The sequence below is a fragment of the Lewinellaceae bacterium genome, assembly GCA_020636135.1.
Lineage (GTDB): Bacteria > Bacteroidota > Bacteroidia > Chitinophagales > Saprospiraceae > JAGQXC01.
This window is the reverse complement of the sequence record JACJYK010000001.1, coordinates 1,758,679-1,777,574: the sequence shown is the minus strand read 5'-3', so window position 1 is coordinate 1,777,574 and position 18,896 is coordinate 1,758,679. Positions and strand designations below refer to the sequence as shown.

Annotated in this window: 16 protein-coding genes; 6 read left to right on the top strand and 10 right to left on the bottom strand. The window is 47.2% G+C overall.

Annotated features, from left to right (window positions below; all coding sequences use genetic code 11):
- Positions 1–55: 55 nt before the first annotated feature.
- Positions 56–940, top strand: coding sequence for a glycosyltransferase (locus H6570_06770; protein MCB9318966.1), 885 nt, complete (start codon positions 56–58; stop codon positions 938–940).
- On the opposite strand, the gene H6570_06765 is transcribed toward H6570_06770, so the two are convergent.
- Entirely contained in the window at positions 937–3,348 is a 2,412-nt protein-coding gene (locus H6570_06765; protein ID MCB9318965.1) for a TonB-dependent receptor, read from the bottom strand. The genes H6570_06770 and H6570_06765 overlap by 4 nt on opposite strands.
- A gap of 80 nt (positions 3,349–3,428) precedes the next feature.
- On the opposite strand from H6570_06765, the gene H6570_06760 reads away from it, so the two are divergent.
- From H6570_06760 to H6570_06750, 3 genes are all read left to right on the top strand, one after another.
- A complete protein-coding gene (locus H6570_06760) occupies positions 3,429–6,245 on the top strand; it encodes a TonB-dependent receptor (protein MCB9318964.1) in 2,817 nt (938 codons plus the stop codon).
- Between the two features lie 70 nt (positions 6,246–6,315).
- Entirely contained in the window at positions 6,316–7,890 is a 1,575-nt protein-coding gene (locus H6570_06755) for a T9SS type A sorting domain-containing protein (GenBank protein ID MCB9318963.1), read from the top strand.
- An 87-nt stretch (positions 7,891–7,977) separates the two neighbouring features.
- Positions 7,978–8,370 (top strand): hypothetical protein, encoded by a 393-nt coding sequence (locus H6570_06750; GenBank protein ID MCB9318962.1) that lies wholly within the window; start codon positions 7,978–7,980, stop codon positions 8,368–8,370.
- Positions 8,371–8,481: 111 nt separating this feature from the next.
- On the opposite strand, the gene H6570_06745 is transcribed toward H6570_06750, so the two are convergent.
- Positions 8,482–9,558, bottom strand: coding sequence for a branched-chain amino acid aminotransferase (locus H6570_06745; protein ID MCB9318961.1), 1,077 nt, complete (start codon positions 9,556–9,558; stop codon positions 8,482–8,484).
- Between the two features lie 114 nt (positions 9,559–9,672).
- Here H6570_06745 and H6570_06740 point away from each other — a divergent pair, with 114 nt between their 5' ends.
- Complete coding sequence (locus H6570_06740) at positions 9,673–10,101, top strand: hypothetical protein (protein MCB9318960.1); 429 nt, start codon at positions 9,673–9,675, stop codon at positions 10,099–10,101.
- Between the two features lie 6 nt (positions 10,102–10,107).
- Positions 10,108–10,698 (top strand): RdgB/HAM1 family non-canonical purine NTP pyrophosphatase, encoded by a 591-nt coding sequence (gene rdgB / locus H6570_06735; protein ID MCB9318959.1) that lies wholly within the window; start codon positions 10,108–10,110, stop codon positions 10,696–10,698.
- Here rdgB and H6570_06730 read toward each other — a convergent pair.
- The 8 genes from H6570_06730 to H6570_06695 all read right to left on the bottom strand — a co-directional run bounded on the left by H6570_06730 (position 10,676) and on the right by H6570_06695 (position 18,838).
- Positions 10,676–11,569, bottom strand: coding sequence for a UbiA family prenyltransferase (locus H6570_06730; GenBank protein MCB9318958.1), 894 nt, complete (start codon positions 11,567–11,569; stop codon positions 10,676–10,678). The genes rdgB and H6570_06730 overlap by 23 nt on opposite strands.
- A gap of 58 nt (positions 11,570–11,627) precedes the next feature.
- On the bottom strand, positions 11,628–12,137 hold the full coding sequence (locus H6570_06725; GenBank protein ID MCB9318957.1) for a DUF1573 domain-containing protein: 510 nt from the start codon (positions 12,135–12,137) through the stop codon (positions 11,628–11,630).
- Positions 12,138–12,460: 323 nt separating this feature from the next.
- Positions 12,461–12,679 carry a hypothetical protein gene (locus tag H6570_06720; protein ID MCB9318956.1) on the bottom strand — a complete coding sequence of 73 codons (219 nt, stop codon included), beginning with the start codon at positions 12,677–12,679 and terminating at the stop codon, positions 12,461–12,463.
- Between the two features lie 412 nt (positions 12,680–13,091).
- Positions 13,092–14,726 (bottom strand): DNA polymerase/3'-5' exonuclease PolX, encoded by a 1,635-nt coding sequence (locus H6570_06715; GenBank protein ID MCB9318955.1) that lies wholly within the window; start codon positions 14,724–14,726, stop codon positions 13,092–13,094.
- A complete protein-coding gene (locus tag H6570_06710; GenBank protein ID MCB9318954.1) occupies positions 14,716–15,651 on the bottom strand; it encodes a DUF4340 domain-containing protein in 936 nt (311 codons plus the stop codon). The genes H6570_06715 and H6570_06710 overlap by 11 nt, the downstream gene beginning before the upstream one ends.
- 22 nt (positions 15,652–15,673) lie before the next feature.
- Positions 15,674–17,170 carry a GldG family protein gene (locus H6570_06705; protein ID MCB9318953.1) on the bottom strand — a complete coding sequence of 499 codons (1,497 nt, stop codon included), beginning with the start codon at positions 17,168–17,170 and terminating at the stop codon, positions 15,674–15,676.
- A 17-nt stretch (positions 17,171–17,187) separates the two neighbouring features.
- Entirely contained in the window at positions 17,188–17,901 is a 714-nt protein-coding gene (locus H6570_06700) for an ABC transporter permease subunit (protein MCB9318952.1), read from the bottom strand.
- A 19-nt stretch (positions 17,902–17,920) separates the two neighbouring features.
- The gene (locus H6570_06695) at positions 17,921–18,838 is read right to left on the bottom strand and encodes an ATP-binding cassette domain-containing protein (GenBank protein ID MCB9318951.1); all 918 of its coding nucleotides are present in this window, start codon (positions 18,836–18,838) and stop codon (positions 17,921–17,923) included.
- Positions 18,839–18,896: the final 58 nt, after the last annotated feature.

Genomic DNA, 18,896 nt, shown 5'->3' with positions numbered 1-18,896 from the left:
TTATAAACCACAAAAATAACAACGCATCGTATATATTAGTTGAAGCTTATGGTCAATGCTTAGTATTTGCATCCCAATATATCGATATCCGGTACGTCCTTTGATCCTGGCCCTTCAGAAAGAAATCCAGGAAAATGACCTGCCCTGTGAGCTGATTTGCACCGACGATGGCTCCGGTCAGGATACGCTTGATCAAAATGATTTTTTGATAAACGACCCAACGATCCGGTATGAACAATTACCCCATAATATCGGTAGGTCGGCCATCCGTAATCATCTGGCGCAACAGAGCACCATGCCCTATCTGCTTTTTCTGGACGTCGATGTAATGCCCAGTTATCCGGACTTCCTCCGGCGTTATCTGCACGATCTCACATCATCCACCGTTGTTTATGGAGGAACCGTTTACGCAACATCACCACCCTCTGATCCACAGAAGCGGTTTCACTGGAGGTATGGCCACGCTAAGGAACAGATTCCCTCATACAAAAGGAATCAGGACGAATACCGCACCTTTAAGACCAACAATTTTGTAGTCCAGCGCAACTATTTTTTAACCAATCCATTGGATGAATCACTGGTCGGTTACGGTCACGAAGATTCTTTGTTCGCTTACCGGTGTGCCAGGCAGGGCGTACGCATCCGCCACTTTGACAATCCCATTGTGCATCTTGGACTCGAGAACCAATCGGTCTTAATTACTAAACTGGAATCGTCACTAGATAACCTGTATCGCCTGCATCAACAGAATGAATTGCCGACAACTCCCCTGGAGGCTGTATTCAAGCCAGGGGCATTACGATGGTTAAGCGGACAGTTGAATGGATTGCTACCTGTGATACGTGCTAAGCTTAACTCGGACCCTAACGCACCCATGATCCTGCTCGATCTGTATAAGCTGATTTATCTCAGGGATCACGAACTACATGCCGGTGCCTAGATCCCGATGACGAGGCCAATGGTGGGCAAGACCTGACCGGTGGCATCATTGATGGTTTTGACCCGGTAACGCTGTTCAGCAAAAGGCGCGTCCGGATTGATGATGATCGGAGGTCCTATCGGCGTATTATCTGCGTCCAGTGGCCGGTCCAGTATCAGTTGATCCCGGCCTACGGCATTGCCGAATACATTCTGGACATCCAGATAAAGGTTTAACGACCATTTTGCGAAAAACCACTGTTTATCCAGACGAATGTCCAGGGTATTGATGGCTTTATAGCGCATGGTATTGATCCTCGAGTAATCAAAAATACCGCTGTTGTTCCGGTCCCAGTTTTCAACCAGGCTTGATGCTTCCGAGAAAGGCGTGTAGGGAATCCCGGATTGAAAGCGCCAGCGCATCCCCATTTCCCAGTTGCCCGCAAATTTCTTTCCTCCTGTCAGGTTGATGATATGTCGTGCATCCCAGGAAGAAGGTGCAAGGCTCCCATTTCCATTAGTAAATTCACTTTTACCCAGGGTGTAAGCCAGAATACCGTACCATCCTTTGTAAAAGCGTTGCTGCAATAACAATTCCAACCCATAACTTTTCCCTTGGCTTTCCGGTAGCGCCGGCTCGTTGCCTATGATTCCAAAATCTCCACCAATGTTTGCCAGTGAAATACCATCCCTGAGCAGCAATGGATAGTTCGAATACCATTTGAAGAAGCCCTCAAGTGTAATTTTTGTATGTGCATTGAGGTTGTATTCCAACCCGGTGACGGCATGGGTGTTGCGGATGTATTTACCTGGTAGCTGATTTACCAGGTTTCCATTTTCACGATATCCCATCAGTGTGTAAGGTGGCAACTGATAATAGATACCGGTATTCGCATTAAAAAATAACGATTTGGTCAATCCTACCGATAAGGCAATTCGCGGTGAAAACTGATGGAATGGATTGCGCATACTGGCATTGTAGCCATTGCCATCCAGCCGGGCGCCGCCACTTAAGGTGATTCGATCGTTGTTCCAACTGCGGGACAGCTGAGTAAAGAAAGCGTATTTGGCAAACTGCAGGTCACTGGAATAATTGATGTCTTCGGGCCCCGAGCTGGTAAAGATTTTATTGAAGGTGCGATTATTGTATTTCACCCACTCCAGACCACTACCGTAGGTCCATTTCCAGTCACCGGCCCGGGTCGTATGTTCAAACCGGAATTTGTTCTCTATTTCCTGACTGTGGTACCGGATGATGAGATTGTCTTCATTGCTTTCATCATTATCCCGGTATTTCACGAATTGGTTATCCAACATATTTCGTGAAAGGACAAATGTTGAAAAGCCCCGTTTTCCAAAATGTTTGTAGACGAGACCATTGGTATAGTTCCACTGCTTCTGGACCGGCAAGACCTGTAGTAGAAATTGTTGCTGCTCGGTTTTGTTGGCATCAAGGTTCAGCTTAAAGTCATCGATCGCTCCTAAACCCACGAAATAGATTTCATTTTTATCGTCGATTTTATGCTTCACCTTGGTTTGAAAATCGGAATAGATCGGCAGGAAAGGTAGGTCCAGCGCACGAAACAAAAATTGCAGGTAGGATCTTCGTGCCGATGCAATGAACGTTGTCTTATCCCCAAGCGGGCCTTCCAGAGTAAGTCCCAGGTCACTGGCTCCCACCGTGGTGGTAAGTCCCAACCGGTCATTTCTGCCGTCTTTTTGTTTGAAGTTAAAAATGGAGCTTAAAGCATTTCCTTCCGTGGCCGGAAATGCACTGGCATAAAAATCAACCTCACGGATAAAGTCAACGTTGATGATGCCAGCCGGTCCTCCCGATGCACCCTGGGTAGCGAAATGGTTAATATTAGGCACCTCAACACCATCAAGGTAAAACCGGTTTTCATTGGGTGCCCCTCCCCGGATGATCAGGTCATTGCGGAAGGATACTGTTGAAGTTACCCCGGGCAAACTTTGGATAACGCGGGATATATCCCGGTTACCTCCCGGGCTCCGCTTGATCTCCTCGGTACCAATGGTCCGTAAGGACACCGGACTTTCTTCTGTTTTGTTGAATGGACTGGCTTGTACCACCACTTCCTGAAGATTTTCCGTAGCTGCTTCCATGGTCACCTCTACCATTGCAGGTTGGGAATTTGTGACTTTGAGTTGATAAATGTACTTCTCCTTGTAGCCAAGAAAACTGATCTTCAAATCATAGACCCCAGGCTGAAGATTGGATAGCACAAAGTCACCGTTTTCGTCGGATATTTCACCCGTGGTGGTACCCACCACCTGGATGGTAGCAAAAGGGATAGGATCCCGGCTGTATGCATCTACAACCTTTCCCCGGATGATTCCGGTTTGACTCCAAAGAATCGCAAACCACAAGGTCAGCACAATGGTCAGCGTTGTACGGATCGTCCTATGCATAGCAAAATTTGGTTGACATTCCATGAAATGAAAATTTGCTTATTTTGTTTACCTTAAATTTTGTTTTAAACTCCGGGTTAATGAAGAAGCTAGGTTACATCGCTTGGTGCTTGATGCTACCAATACTACTTTCGGCACAGGCGATCATCAAGGGTGGTGTGTACGACAAATCCAATGGAGACCCACTTATCGGAGCCAATATCATCATCAAAGGCACCTCCACCGGGACTACAGCGGACTACGATGGGTCCTTTGAATTAAAGGTTGATGCAATCCCGGTTACCCTGACCATTTCCTACACCGGGTATGAATCCCTGGATCTGGAAATTACTGAGCTGATGGATAAATTCACCATCGAGCTCGAAGAAACAAGTCTAACGATGGCAACTGTGGAAGTCCGCGGTCAACGCATCTCCGATAAACAAAAAGCATCGCCACTTACGGTAGAATCCATGGATCTGCTGGCCATCAAACAGACACCCGCCGATAACTTCTACGATGGCCTGGGATCCCTGAAGGGAGTTGATCTCACAGCAGCAAGTCTGGGATTTAAGATCATCAATACCCGCGGATTCAATTCTACCAGCCCGGTACGGTCACTGCAGATCATTGACGGCGTCGACAACCAGGCGCCCGGCCTCAATTTTTCGCTGGGTAACTTCCTGGGCACCAGCGACCTTGACGTCCTGAAAGTCGATCTCATCCAGGGTGCCAGTTCGGCCTTTTATGGCCCGAATGCCTTCAATGGGGTCATCAGCATGACGACCAAGGATCCATTTTATCAGAAAGGATTGTCCGCTTCCGTTAAGGGAGGAGAAAGGGCATTGTTTGAAGGAGCCATCCGCTGGGCTGATGCCATTAAGAACGGCGCAGGTAAGGATGTCTTTGGCTACAAATTCAACTTTTTTTACCTCCGCGCCGACGATTGGCTTGCCAATAACTACGACCCGATCTCGAACTCAATCAGCACCACCGACAATCCCGGCCGTTATGATGCGGTTAATATATACGGTGACGAATATCAGGCGGGCATGGATCTTTCCACGGCGCCACCCTGGCGCTTTCCGGGGTTAGGCGTATGGTACCGGACCGGCTACCGGGAAGAGGATCTCGTCGACTACAACACCCGTAACATCAAAGCCAACGCGGCCCTGCATTGGCGTCTGCAACCACAGAAAGAAGCTGAATCACCAGAGTTGATCATGTCCGGCAATTTCGGTAACGGTACCACCGTCTATCAGGGCGACAATCGATTCAGTCTCAAGAATATACTCTTCTTTCAGGGGCGTCTGGAACTAAGGAAACGAGATAAATACTTTATACGGGCTTACTTCACTGAAGATGATGCCGGCGACTCCTACGATCCCTATTTTACGGCGCTTCGGCTCCAGGATCGCGCCAAGAATAATTTTGACTGGGCCTCCGACTACATCCTATTTTACCGCAACAATTTTGAGAAAAAAGCTAACGAGCTGGGGTATCCCAAGCTGCAGACCATCATCAACCCGGATGGTACATTCAGCTTTGCATTCGACCAGGCCGCAGCCGATGCCTGGCTCACCCAATACCACGACACCCTGGTTACCTGGCACTCCCGATCGGAAAATTATGCCAATACCAAAAATCCGGCACTGCCTACCGCCAATGGCAATTTTCTACGCCCCGGCACACCGGAATTTGAGGAAGCCTTCCGGGAAATAACCACCAGCCTTTCGAATACCGAGGAAGGTGGCACCCGATTTTATGACCGATCCGCCCTGTATCATATCCATGGGGAATACGACTTCACGCCTACCTGGGTTGATAAATGGGTTGTGGGTGCGAATGCCAGGCTGTATACCCCCCAATCCAAGGGAACCATATTTTACGATACGGCAAATGTCAAGATCACCAATTTTGAATATGGCATATACACTGGAGCTGAGAAGCGCTGGAATGACAACACCTGGACTCTGAGTGCGACCATCCGGATGGATAAAAATCAAAACTTTGATTACCTGTTTTCCCCGGCAGCTTCCATCGTCTATAAACCAAGGGCGAATAATTACTTGCGGATCAGTTTCTCATCGGCCATCCGGAATCCCACGCTGACCGATCAATATCTGAATCTAGATGTGGGAAGAGCAACACTGGCAGGCAACCTGAACGGAGTCGAGAATCTCATCACTCTCAACTCATTCAGCGAATACCGCAAAAAACTCGACCTGAATGAATTGGTTTATTTTAATATTGACCCTGTCCGGCCGGAAAAGGTCAAGACGGCTGAATTTGGTTACCGCACTACCCTATGGAATAAAGTCTACCTGGATGCCGGATATTATTACAGCATTTACAATGACTTTTTGGGCTTCAACATCGGCCTTGATGCCCAGTTTGATCCTAATTCCGGACTTCCTTCACGGATCGAAGCCTACCGGTATGCGGCAAATTCAACCAATCAGGTGACTACGCAGGGAGCCAACATCGGCATGAATTATTATTTCTCCAATTACTTCGCCATCAATGGAAATTATTCGTGGAACCGGCTTAACAAGACATTTGAAGACGACCCGATCATTCCGGCTTTCAATACCCCTGAGCATAAATACAACATTGGTTTTTCAGGCCGGGATGTGATCTGGAAGATCGGTAACGGGAGCCTGAAGAACTTCGGCTTCAACATCAACTACAAGTGGATCCAGGGTTTTGTCTTTGAAGGATCACCTCAGTTCACCGGAATCATACCGAGTTACGATCTCCTGGATGCGCAAGTCAACTGGTCGATCCCAAAACAGGATTTAACAATAAAGGTTGGAGCATCTAACCTTCTGAATAATAAGCAATTCCAAACTTATGGTGGCCCACGTATCGGAAGACTTGCATATATTTCGTTTCTCTATGAAAACAAGAAAAATTAATTTGCTATAATTGCAAGGATGAAGTCTTTCATCGATGCGGTATCTCAAAAAGCTTAAAAACTCTAGGTATATGAATTTTAAATTTTTTACTCCTGTTCTTGCATTGTTGTGCCTGGTTTTCACCAGCCAGGTCAACGCGCAGCGCTATCTGGCGCCTGTGTTTGAATCGGTGAATATTGCAAAAGATGCACCCTACGGTGCCAACTATACGGTATTGTTTTATGCAACGGTTGGCAAGCCGGTGCTGCAGCCACTGACCATGGACATTTATGCTCCTGCCGGTGATACCATCACCGAGCGTCCTCTGGTCCTGATCTTCCACACCGGCAACTTTCTGCCCCAGGGGCTGAATGGTGGCGTGACAGGTGTTAAGACCGACTCGGCTGACGTGGAGATTGCCACCCGGTTGGCAAAAATGGGTTATGTTGCCGCATCCTGCGACTACCGTCTGGGGTGGAATCCCCTGGCAGCTACCCAGGAAGCACGTACCAACACCCTGATCAATGCCGCGTATCGCGGTGTGCAGGACGCCCGTACGGCCATCCGCTTTTTCCGTGCCAGTTACGAAAACGGCAATCCCTACGGTATTGACACTTCCCGCATTGTACTGTGGGGTATTGGTACCGGTGGTTACATTACCCTGGCCGCTGCTACATTGGACAAATATACCGATGTCCTGATCCCTAAATTCATTGGATCAGATGTTACCGGCGACGGTTTGCCTGACCCGATGGTCATTGAGCCGATCAACGGTGACATCTGGGGAACATCCTATGGACTTCTACCCAATGCAAGTGGTGGTCTGGATACCTTCTGTATTCCTAATTTTGAAGGTTACAGCAGTGACTTCGACCTCTGCGTGAACGTAGGAGGAGCTTTGGGTGATACTTCCTGGCTTGATGCCGGTGACCCGCCGATGATTGGTGTACAGGTTCCGACAGATCCATTCGCCCCTTATAAGGAGCAAATATTGATCGTACCTACCACAGGCGAACAAGTGGTGGAAGTTCAGGGAAGTTACCTGACCATACAGAAAGCCAATGAACTGGGCAACAACCAGGCTATGATCGATGCCAACATCGACGATCCGATCACGGAGGTCATCAACAGCCGTAACGACGGACTGGAAGGTTTGTGTCCGCTGATAGGCCGTCTTCCGGAAGATAGTTCTCCCTGGAGCTGGTGGAGTGCCGAATACTGGTCACAGGTAGCAAGTCCGTTCTGCGGATCAACCCCACCACCAACCTGTAGTTTCCATACTGTAGGGTTACTTTCCAACCCGGATATGTCCCCCGAGAAAGGACGTAGCTACATCGATACCATTATGGCTTATTACGCCCCGCGTGCTGTCGCTGTCCTGGGATTGAGTGCCACTTCCTCGATTGACCTCATCACCAGTCAGGATGTACAATTGCGCATTTCTCCTAACCCTGCATCCCATGAGTTCCGTATCCAGACCAGCTATGAAAAGCCGATCCTTGAGGCCGGGATTTACAACCTGGCAGGTATGGAGATCCATCGCCAAAGTGGACTGAACACCAACTCACTGGAATTCGACCGCGGTAACCTTCCGGCAGGAACCTATTTACTTCGTCTGCGTTTCCAGCAAGGTGTCGTAACACAAAAGATCGTCTTTGTAGACTGATACTTCATACAGAAAATCATCAGATTCATATCGGGGTTTCCTAATTTTGGGAAACCCTTTTTTTTTGCTAAATAAAAAGACAGAATTATGATCGCTCAATTCATTCGCATCAGCTTTTTGGGACTCCTGGCTACCCTGGTTATCTCATCTTGCAGCAGTTCGAAAATGGCCAGCGCTCCCAAGACATTTGATCCATCCGGTGATTGGAGCTATACGGTGTCAAATACGCCAATGGGAACTATCCAGGGCACTTTGAATTTAATGAAAGAAGGTGAAAGCTGGAAAGCGAAAATGTCTTCTTCACTTGGGGTCATGCCGGTGGAAAGCCTAGAAATCTCCGACAGAATGATCAAAGCCAGGTTAACGTATGATGGTTCACCAATCCGGCTGGAAGGTACCTTCGATACGGACCAAAGTTTAAAAGGGAGTATCCTGAGTGATTACGGCTCGTTCCCCATCACGGGCAATAAAGCCAATTAATAGCCGGAAAACTTAAAATCCGAAGAGCACCGTTTTGATCGATGGCTCTAAAATAAAACAGGCTTACCGGGATGCGGCAAGCCTGTTTCATTTATGTGAAGACGTCTTGATCTACGCCATTTCAACCGGATGCGCGATGGGTACCACCCAACCAAATTTATCATCTACCAACCCATGACGAATTTGTTCCAGGGTATGCTTCAGTTTTAAGGACATTTCCCAGTTGGACTCATCAAAATGCATATCCATGTCTCCGAAGGTCAGTAAACTAACCTGGGAAGCAACCGCAGCGGTTCCAGAGCCAAAGATCTCCACCAGGTTACCAGTGCGGTAGGCATCGGCAACTTCATGGATGGAGATAGGCCGCTCTTCCACCTTATATCCCCAATCCTTGAGGATATGAATGAAGCTATTTCTGGTTATCCCTTTCAATATCGCTCCGTCAGTAGCCGGGGTAACGATCTTGTCTTTGAATACAAAGAACAAATTCATCGTGCCTACTTCCTGGATGTATTTAAACTCATGGGCATCCATCCACATCACCTGATCATAACCTTTCTCGCGGGCCAGCCTGGCCGGCAGTAGCGAAGCGGCATAATTGCCTGCTGTCTTTGCTTCTCCGGTACCACCGACGACCGCACGGACAAAATGATCTTCTACAATCAGCTTGACCGGTTTGGAATAATACGGTCCTACCGGTAACGCCAGGATCAGGAATTTATAGGTTTGTGATGCCGCCACACCAATATATTCATCGGTGGCAAACATGAGTGGCCGTAAGTACAGAGAGCTGCCTGCTTCCGTAGGGATCCAATCGCGTTCCAGAGACACCAGTGCATCCAAAGCCTGTAAGAACAGATCTTCAGGGATATCGGGCATGGACATCCTTGCCGCGGAAGCATTCATACGCTTGGCATGCATTTCAGGTCTGAACAGGACCGGGTGGCCTTCATGATCGGCAAAAGCCTTCATACCTTCAAAGATGGACTGGCCATAATGCAGAGCCAGATTGGCCGGGTGGATGGCTAAAGCCTCAACGGGACGGATGTTCAGGTTGGTCCATGCGCCATCGATATAATCGGCTTCAAACATATGGTCTGAAAACACCCTTCCAAAGGGAATATTTTTGAAATCAACGGCAGGTAACCGCGAATGTTTGGTTTTATTTACATTGAACTGATAGGCCATAGGGCTTGTTTTGGTTAAATTTACAAATAATCACTTTACATTTCAATCCGTTACAATTACAGGTTTTTTTAATATATAACCTGTATTATCAAGCTGTGATCAAAATAAAATTTCATGAATAATGCATTTTCAGTACCAATTTATTCCCTTTCTGAATCGAAACCGGAATTAATTTCCCCATTAGGCGAAGGACAAAAGGGATTGTTTGTCCTCGTTACAGGACAAGATTGGGCAAAATATGATGCATTTATTGGCAAAATTCTCAAAGCCATTGACTTTGATATCGCACGGGATGTCCGTATATTCCCTCTATTCGATGGAAAAACGATATCCTGGACCGACCTGGAAGCGTTTGTGCCCTGGAGCCATCTTTGGGTAGCTGGAGATAAGCTGCTTGCCGTGAATATGGATTTTCAACTCTACCAGTGGTTAGGGATCCATCAAAAGCATATTATCTTTACCCATGCAATTGGACAAATTGAAGGTAACGCATCTCACAAAAAGATGCTTTGGGATGCATTACGAATGATGTTTATAGAATAAAGGCTGATGCGTTTAATATTTGCTACACATAATCCTAACAAAGTCCGAGAAATTCAGGCTATTGTTCCATCATACATTAAAATCCAAAGTCTTGCGGAGTTGGATTACCATACTCCTATCATCGAATCAGGCTACAACCTGGAAGAGAATGCATTGATGAAAGCCAAAACGGTTTACGATCAGTTTAACCGGGCCTGTTTTTCAGAGGATACCGGTCTGGAAATCGCGGCATTGCATGGAGCTCCGGGTGTCCATTCAGCCCGCTATGCCGGAGAGGATGCCACCGATAAAGAAAACGTCCAGAAGGTGCTAACTCAATTAGGAGACGAAACCAACCGCAAAGCCCGATTCAGGACCATTCTGGCACTGGTGATGTCTCCTGAAGAAATATACATGTTTGAAGGTCTGTGTATTGGCAATATACTCACCAGTCCCCAGGGCACGCACGGCTTCGGATACGACCCGATCTTTCAGCCTAACGGTTACGATAAAACTTTCGGAGAGATGACCTCTTCAGAAAAACAAGCCATTAGCCACAGAACCCATGCCTTTGAAAAAATGAACTCGTTCCTGGTCAGATATAGAAGTCCAAGATAACAAGGGTCCCAAAAACGACACTTGCGATCCCGTTAAACGTAAAAAAAGCCAGATTCACTTTGTCCAGCCCATATTTGTTGATGATGCGGTGCTGGTAGATCAGCATGAAGATAAAGAGGCACACTCCAAACCAGAACAGGAGGAATAGTGAAGGATAAACCCGTACCATAAAATAACCGGTGATCATCAGGATAGTGGCAGAAAGCAAATGGATGAGTCGGGCATATCCGAGTGCTTTATCTTTTCCCAGCCATGCCGGTAACGATTTAAGCTGCAGGGATTTATCGATTTCTTCGTCCTGCAGGGCATAAATGATGTCAAAGCCGGATACCCACAATAGAACAACCATGCCCAACAAGACCGGCCAGGTAGCAAAATGTCCGGTAACCGCGAGGTAGGCACCAACGGGAGCCAACCCTAATCCTGTGCCAAGCACAAAATGAGACAGCGGCGTGATACGCTTCATGTAGCTGTATCCCAGTATGACCGCGAGGGCTACCGGTGAAAGAATGAAGCACCAGGTATTGATAAAATAGGTCGCAGTTACAAACAGTACTACATTCAGGGCAATGAACCATACGACGGATTTCCTGGACAAAATACCGGATGGTAACTCTCGGCTCTTCGTCCGTGGATTTTGAGCATCAAATTCCTGATCAGCCCACCGGTTAAAGGCCATGGCAGAATTGCGCGCTGTCACCATACAGACCAGTACTAGTGCCAATAATTTCCAGGGAAACCCACCGGAGACATCCTGAAAACCCAGGAAGAAACCAACCAATGCAAATGGGAGTGCAAAGACGGTATGGCTTATCTTCACCAAAGAGAAAAACTTCCGGACCACTATTGCTTCATTTACCTGAGCGAACATATAAAAAATGCCCGTGGTTGTGTGAACCACGGGCATTTTCTTTCAATGTTATATTGTATTATCCTTCTTTTTTAACCACCTCACCTTTCAGGGTGACTTTGGTCTGTGCCGGATTGGTGTTAGCCGTAATCGTAACCGGCTTGCTTTGTGTTCCGGATTTGCCACGGCTGTTGAATTCAACAGAGATCTCACCTGTTTCACCTGGAGCAACCGGATCAGTTGGCTTCTTAGGTACGGTGCAACCACAAGTTGAACGGGCATCGGTCACGATCAAAGGCTCTGAACCGGTATTCTTGAATTTGAATACGTGGGTTACCACTTCACCTTCCTGAACAGTACCGAAATCAAACTCGTCTTCCATCCACTGAATATTCGTGGTAGGGCCAGCAGGAATCGCCGGAGTTGCTGGTGTAGTCACTGGTGTTGCTTCACCAGCTGCAGCTGTGCCGGGAGTTGTGCTTTCCAATGCCTCACGAGCCTGATCACGAGCATCTGAAGAGCTGTCACTCTTGCAGGCAACCATGAATAGACCAAAAGCTAAAAAAAGAATTGATGCAAAACTTTTCATTGTCTAGGGTTTTAGATTTTCACGTTACAAAAATAGAACTTATTAGATATTGGGAAAGAATTACATATGAAATGTCTTCTAACCAACGAATGTCATGCAAAGTTAATGCCTGATGCCCTTATTCAACGTTAAGCGTTGAGCAAGAATTGTTAATAAGGAGTTAACAATTGATATTTTAATTATATTCACGCTCCCTGAAATGAGAAAAGGTCCCTAGAACTTTATCTAGAAACCTTTCCATTCCGGATATGAGAGCTAAAAGAAATTGTTTTTTGAGGATCACCCTAGCGGCTATCTGCCAGTCCCCTTTGCTACATTCTAATTCACTGGACCAACACGAATCCTATTTTGGATTTGATGATCCGAACTACATTGGTGATCAGTATTGAAATCGTATGGTGTAAATCCGGCATTAAGCCTGGTATTGAAAGAACACCTTTATCCCCTTTGAATCCTTCACGAAGATTGGCATGATGAAATCCTAAAACCGGATAGCTGATGGCCGGATCTGCTTTTACCGAAGTTTTTTTGATTGATTTCATGATCTGCAAATGATAAGGTTTTGTCCAATTTAATTTGCACCTTGAATCTTTTCGAAACAGGATAAAACCGTTATATTTACAGATTCTCTGAGTAATGCGGTTTTTCCGATTTCATGATTCGAAGGAGACTCAGCGTTTTACGAAACCTGCCTGAGTCTCCTTCTTTCTTTTCAGGCTATGTTCGAAGTGATTTTCAAGTTCTATTATCTTCTTCTCTCGCTTCGCTAACGTATTTCTTGTTATTGCGATTTCATACCACGAAACTAATGCGCAAATCGACTTCCCGGAAATCAATTCCCATCGCCTTTGTTATGGCCAAACATACAGATTTTGCCTTAACACATTGATTCACAATAATATACATGAATGCAGATTGTGGCCTTACAAGTCACCTTGTCAGGACGCGAGTCTTCTACTTCTGCCGGATATAACTTAAAAATTCATCGCCGGACAGGGCATTCAGACATTCATACCGGTTCAGTCCACCTTTGCGTGCTGCCATGATCCCGTAATCCAGATCCGAGTAACCACGGATACTATGGGCATCAGGGTTGATGGAGATCCTAACCCCTTTCTCCCGGGCATAGGGTAAAAACGTCCAGTCCAGATCCAGGCGGAATGGATTGGCATTAAGTTCTATACTCACCCGGTTAGCCGCACAGGCGTCAATGATTTTAGTATGGTCCACCGGATATCCTGAGCGGGACAATAACAATCGACCAGTGGGGTGCCCCAGTATGTGTACCGATGGATGTTCAATCGCTCGGATCAATCTTTGGGTAGCCTTCTCCTCATCCATTTTCAATTGTGCATGGATGGAGGCGATGACAACATCAAACTGCGTCATGATATCATGGGAATAATCCATACTGCCATCCACCAGAATATCGCACTCAATGCCTTTTAGAATCACCAGGCTATTGGAAGCATTCCAACGATCAATGGCCTGCCACTGAGATGCCAGCCGTTCTACCGTCAAACCATTCGCATAAACTGCACTTTTACTGTGATCGGTGACTACGAGGTATTCAAACCCCGCATCGGCAGCAGCCTGAGCCATTTCTTCCAGCGTGTTGATACCATCACTGAAGGTAGTGTGCAAATGGATCATTCCACGGATGTCCTGTTTCTTTATCAGGGTATCAGGATCAAATTTTAAGATCGACTGTTCATCCAGATCCCGGCATTCCGGAGGTAAAAAAGGCAACTTTGCCGCTTTGAAAACAGCTTCTTCGGAATCCCAATTCCCCGCAGGTACTCCCCTGCCCTTCCAGATCGATCCACCAGTCGTTTCAACCAGCTCACCCGCCCAGGCAGCCTGATCTGACATGATTATCCTGACCGGGTAGATCTCATCAAAAATCGCTTGAAGTCCTGCCGGAGTTTCCTGCCAGGAAGTGAAGACTTGATCCCCAATGCCCTTCAGGGCCTGATAATCCCTTGGAGCAACTAAAATGGCCAGCTCTGACAATACGGGCATCCTTCTGCGGTAGTCACCTGTATAAACAAATGTTCCTCCGGGAATTTCCGCAATCAGTTTGCTATTGAGGCGATCTGCAACGGCATCCAGAGAAGCAAGGCGGAATAGTCCCTTTGCCTCCTGAAAATAGGTGAGTTTAGCCAGGATGTCCTCCTGCGTTTTCACCCCGAAACCAGGTAATTCGAGCAAGCGGTTCTCCAGGATAGCATATTTTAATTCTCCCACCGACTCGATCTGCAACTGATCGTACAAAGTGCGTATTTTCTTGGGACCCAAGCCGCGAATGCTCAACATCTCGCGAATCCCTGCAGGTGTCTGATCTTCATATTTACGCAGGGTGCGCATTTCTCCGGTATCCTCGAGTTCACGGATCTTGGCCGCTACGGCGTCACCGATTCCTTTGATTTTCCGCAATTCGTCGAGGGACAATCTTCCTACCTCTTCATTTAATTTGCGTAGGGTAGCATAAACATTTTGGTAGGTGCGAATCTTGAATGGATTCTCGCCATGAAATTCCATCAGCTGGGCCAACTCCTGGAATTTGTTTCCAATTTCTTTATTGGTCATGCGGTAACATTTCCAGGAAAGATCTGATAACCGTCTGATACAGCTGACTACTGTCAGAAGCAAAGTAGGCATCCGGGTTGTGGGAAGAATGGAACACAAAAGGAGATGCACCGTCACCACCGAAACAGGTGATCTGCAGCGGTTCCAATTGCGTATTTGTACTGACATCCAGTGTGTAAACAGGATCCTTGCCCTGAGGGGTAAAATGATCGTCAAAGGTGGTTCCATTGAGGAAGCGAAGCCCGGAAAGGTAGTTTGCCACGGTAGCGGAATCGAGAGTCATTCCATCCGATATCCACTTTCCTTCTGCATTCTTGTCAATGGAGACAGAACGCATATCATTACGGCTCTCCAATTTTAGATTTTTCACGTCTGCAGGTGTCAGGGTAGCCAGGGATTTGTCCCTGAAAGAGTCGAAATCCCGTGAGAAATTCATACTTAAAAATCCGTCGATGGCGTGTACATCATCCTGGCCGGATTTCCTGATGTAAGAGGTACCCGAACGGGTTGCCTGATTAAAGGCAAACCGTCCGATGATCAGGTCTGCCAGTGTTTTCCCACCATGGGAAGCCACAACGTGCGTTCCACTCGTGTCAGTTACTTCGTAATCCGGCCATTTGTCTGGAGAGGATGTAATGATCCGCTGTGATTGGATGGTAAGGAGGTTACTTAATACGCCCTGAGCCATGTTCTTCACTGCCGGCACTTCCTTTCCCGCGCCATCGCTTACATTCCAGCCATTACCATGGCGTGTAAGAATAACCGTACCGTGAGACCCGGTCATAGAGATCTTATCCACACTTGCTGTATCTACCGATACCAAATTGGAATCAAAATTTCGTTCTCCTTTGCCCGAGATGAGCCTGCCGATCAGGAAGACTGCAACCAGGGCTACCAGGACCAGCGCTAACTTTTTATTATTCATGACTGAAGATTTGGGCGATTAGCTATCCAAAATTTTCCTGCATGCGTTTAACCCGCAGAGACCGCTGCCGTTGTGAGCGAATAAACCCGTAAATAATGATCAGCAGGATCGGCAACAGAAAATTTAACCATTTCAGTAAGGTACGGGTTCCGTCGTCCAGATCTTTGATCGGCCGCGTCACTACCGCTTTGGTCCGCAAACTGACCAGACCGGTGTCATCGCACAGATAATCGACCGTATTCGATAAAAGGGATACATTATCCGGCATGGTGCCCCGCTGTCCGCTGACAGCAAAGTCTCCATCGGTATAAACCACCAGACGGGAAGAAATTCCATTTCTTAAGTTCTGGACCATAGCGCCAATCGTCAGCTGATGCATCGGAAAGTCACTGTCCTGCCAGGAACGGTTCACATCAAAATAGACCGGTGTGCGCTCGATACCCGACCGCTCGGAGGTCTCGAGGATGGAAGTGAATTTACCGCTGCTATCCACCGAAGAACGGATCGGACTTGCAAACTGCAGCATCACCTGCTCAAGGCCTTCCGTAATAGGACTGCCATTGAAGGATTGGATCATCGGAAGGTAAGGGAATTTTACCGGCGTATTGATAACCATGAATCCCTGGTTTTGCTGCACTGTCACGGTACCGCAATTCGCATCCACCGCAAATGCAGGCTCCACCTGGACCCCGCGGGTTTGCAGCCAGGCAGTGATGTCCTGATTGGTCTGGTCTCCCTGAGCCGTTTGGAAGTTACCTTCCACTGCATCATAAGCAAGGATCAATTGTCCTCCATGGTCCAGGTAATCCGATAACATGGCAAAACGCTGGGGAGGTATGCTGTCCATGGGTTTTATCCACAATACGGCCCGGTATCTCGGGGCGATTTCAGTGACAGATGCCAGGTTGATCGTCTCGATGCTGTACTGGACAGATAATGACTGGTAGAGCTGGCTTAACTGCTGCAGCTCCGGTTCACCATCGCCCTGGATAATCCCGATAAATGGCTTATCCGCCACGGTCATTTTTTTGATATTGGTGGTGAGGTCGTATTCCATCGAGGAACCAGGCTGGATGAAAGGCAATATTTCCTCCTGCTCACCGTACTTAATCACGGCTGCGAGGTAAGCCTTCTGTTGTTTTGACTGATCTTTCTCTCGCACCGAGATCATGATGGGCTGGATCCCCTGCTGAGCCAGCTTTCCTTCCAGTTCAGAATCAGCAGCCGGATCGATAAATTCGTAGTTTAATTTTCCCTTTGAACGCGTCGAATATTCCGCGAGCATTTCCTTAAAGTCCTGCTTGGTCTTGAGGATATCAGCAGGCAGGTCCTTGGAGAAATAGGCCGTCACGGTAACCGGGTCCTTCAGTTCTTTCAGAACACTTTTCGTGGCTGAACTAAGGGTATATTGTCGTTCTTTGGTAATGTCGAATCGCAAGAAATACCGATTGCTCAAAATATTGATCATGATCAGTATCCCGGCGATCAACAATGCTGATAAGGTCACATTTTTCTTCATGGTCCAGAAATTTGAGCTTAACGGTTTTTGATCGCCAATTCAGCAAAAAAGATTCCCAGGGCGCTGATTGAAAAGAAGTAGATCAAATCTTTGGAATCAAGTACTCCACGCTTTATGGAATCAAAGTGATTGTTCATACTGAGTGTATTAAATAATTCACCGATGAACCCGGTCGTGCCGTTTGAAAGCATATCAAAGATGAATTGGAAAAATATCCCGATCACAAGCGCCAGGATAAATGCCACAATCTGATTATTGGTGATGGAACTGGCAAATAAGCCTATCCCGATGTACGCTGAACTCAGCAAGACCAATCCGAGATAGCCACTCAGGGTTGCTCCGTGGTCGATGTTACCCAGCCGGCTTACCGTCAGATAATACGGGATGGTGAACAAGAGGGCAATCACAACCAACAGCAGACACCCGAGGTATTTGCCCAGCACCACCTGCCGGTCCGAAACATCCTTGGTCAAAAGCAATTCAATGGTACCCGTTTTCTTTTCTTCAGCAAGCATACGCATGGTGATGGCCGGGATAAAAAAGAAAAGGGTCCATTTGGCAGTCTCAAAAAATGCCAGCAGATCGGCCTGCTTCCGGAAAAAAACATCGGAACCTTGCAGCCATGTGAAAAAACCGGTGAATCCAAGGAAGGCAACCAGGATAAGGTAGGCCACCAATGAATCAAAAAAAGAGTTGAGTTCGCGTTTTGCGATGATCCAAACTTTATCCATAAGGGCTCTTGGTTTAGGATTAGTTCATGGTTAAATCGCGGAAGATATCTTCCAATTTTGTTTCCAGCGGGGTCAGCTCGAGCAAGATCCATCCCTGTTTGACACAAAGCTCGAAGATGGCTTCATTTGCATCCTGATTGCTCTCCACAACAAAACGGGCCTGTGCCTTGTCCTCCAGATTCACTTTGCGGACCATGGGCAAGGCCTGCAGGGCCTGGAAAGCTGAGTCTGCCGCAGCGCCTTTGATCCGGGTCCGGGTGATGTGATTTCCCTGGGCCTGGGACCTTAGGGTATTTGCAGTGCCATCTGCAACGATCTTCCCCCGGTTTATGATCAGGATACGGTCGCAGGTTGCCTCAACCTCAGGCAAAATATGCGTGGACAGGATCACAGTCTTTTCTTTACCAAGATGCCTGATGAGGTCACGTATTTCGACGATCTGGTTCGGGTCCAGTCCGGTGGTAGGTTCGTCCAGGATCAGGATCTCCGGGTCATGGATCATAGCCTGGGCAAGCCCCACACGTTGGCGGAACCCTTTGGAGAGTTCTCCGATGTTCTTGTGTTTTTCAACATTAAGACCACACACCTTAATCATCTGCCGCACGCGGTCATTTATCTTATCCTTCGGCACATCCTGCAATGCAGCACAATAAGCCAGGTAATCGTAGACCGGCATTTCGTGATAGAGGGGATTGTGTTCAGGAAGATAACCGATGAATCTCTTTAGGTTCTGATCCTTGACCGATTGGCCCCCCAGACGGATGTCTCCTTCATCCAGGGACAGGTATTGGGTTATCATCTTCATGGTCGTGGTCTTCCCTGCCCCGTTTGGACCAAGAAATCCAAGGATCTCACCTGTTTTTACCGAGAAGGATATGGAGTCAACGGCTTTTTGCGGACCATAATATTTGGTCAATCCCTCGATTTGAATATCCATTATTTCCGGAATTTCTAAATTGACAATGAATTCTGGATCAGGTCACATAAAAATGACC

What these genes read in the sequence shown, in the direction of transcription:
- H6570_06740 (MCB9318960.1), top strand. Translation starts at nt 9,673, where the DNA reads ATGAATAATGCATTTTCAGTACCAATTTATTCCCTTTCTGAATCGAAA.
- H6570_06700 (MCB9318952.1), bottom strand. Translation starts at nt 17,901, where the DNA reads ATGGATAAAGTTTGGATCATCGCAAAACGCGAACTCAACTCTTTTTTT.
- H6570_06770 (MCB9318966.1), top strand. Translation starts at nt 56, where the DNA reads ATGCTTAGTATTTGCATCCCAATATATCGATATCCGGTACGTCCTTTG.
- H6570_06755 (MCB9318963.1), top strand. Translation starts at nt 6,316, where the DNA reads ATGAATTTTAAATTTTTTACTCCTGTTCTTGCATTGTTGTGCCTGGTT.
- H6570_06730 (MCB9318958.1), bottom strand. Translation starts at nt 11,569, where the DNA reads ATGTTCGCTCAGGTAAATGAAGCAATAGTGGTCCGGAAGTTTTTCTCT.
- H6570_06695 (MCB9318951.1), bottom strand. Translation starts at nt 18,838, where the DNA reads ATGGATATTCAAATCGAGGGATTGACCAAATATTATGGTCCGCAAAAA.
- H6570_06745 (MCB9318961.1), bottom strand. Translation starts at nt 9,558, where the DNA reads ATGGCCTATCAGTTCAATGTAAATAAAACCAAACATTCGCGGTTACCT.
- H6570_06725 (MCB9318957.1), bottom strand. Translation starts at nt 12,137, where the DNA reads ATGAAAAGTTTTGCATCAATTCTTTTTTTAGCTTTTGGTCTATTCATG.
- H6570_06765 (MCB9318965.1), bottom strand. Translation starts at nt 3,348, where the DNA reads ATGCATAGGACGATCCGTACAACGCTGACCATTGTGCTGACCTTGTGG.
- H6570_06710 (MCB9318954.1), bottom strand. Translation starts at nt 15,651, where the DNA reads ATGAATAATAAAAAGTTAGCGCTGGTCCTGGTAGCCCTGGTTGCAGTC.
- H6570_06760 (MCB9318964.1), top strand. Translation starts at nt 3,429, where the DNA reads ATGAAGAAGCTAGGTTACATCGCTTGGTGCTTGATGCTACCAATACTA.
- H6570_06705 (MCB9318953.1), bottom strand. Translation starts at nt 17,170, where the DNA reads ATGAAGAAAAATGTGACCTTATCAGCATTGTTGATCGCCGGGATACTG.
- rdgB (MCB9318959.1), top strand. Translation starts at nt 10,108, where the DNA reads ATGCGTTTAATATTTGCTACACATAATCCTAACAAAGTCCGAGAAATT.
- H6570_06750 (MCB9318962.1), top strand. Translation starts at nt 7,978, where the DNA reads ATGATCGCTCAATTCATTCGCATCAGCTTTTTGGGACTCCTGGCTACC.
- H6570_06715 (MCB9318955.1), bottom strand. Translation starts at nt 14,726, where the DNA reads ATGACCAATAAAGAAATTGGAAACAAATTCCAGGAGTTGGCCCAGCTG.
- H6570_06720 (MCB9318956.1), bottom strand. Translation starts at nt 12,679, where the DNA reads ATGAAATCAATCAAAAAAACTTCGGTAAAAGCAGATCCGGCCATCAGC.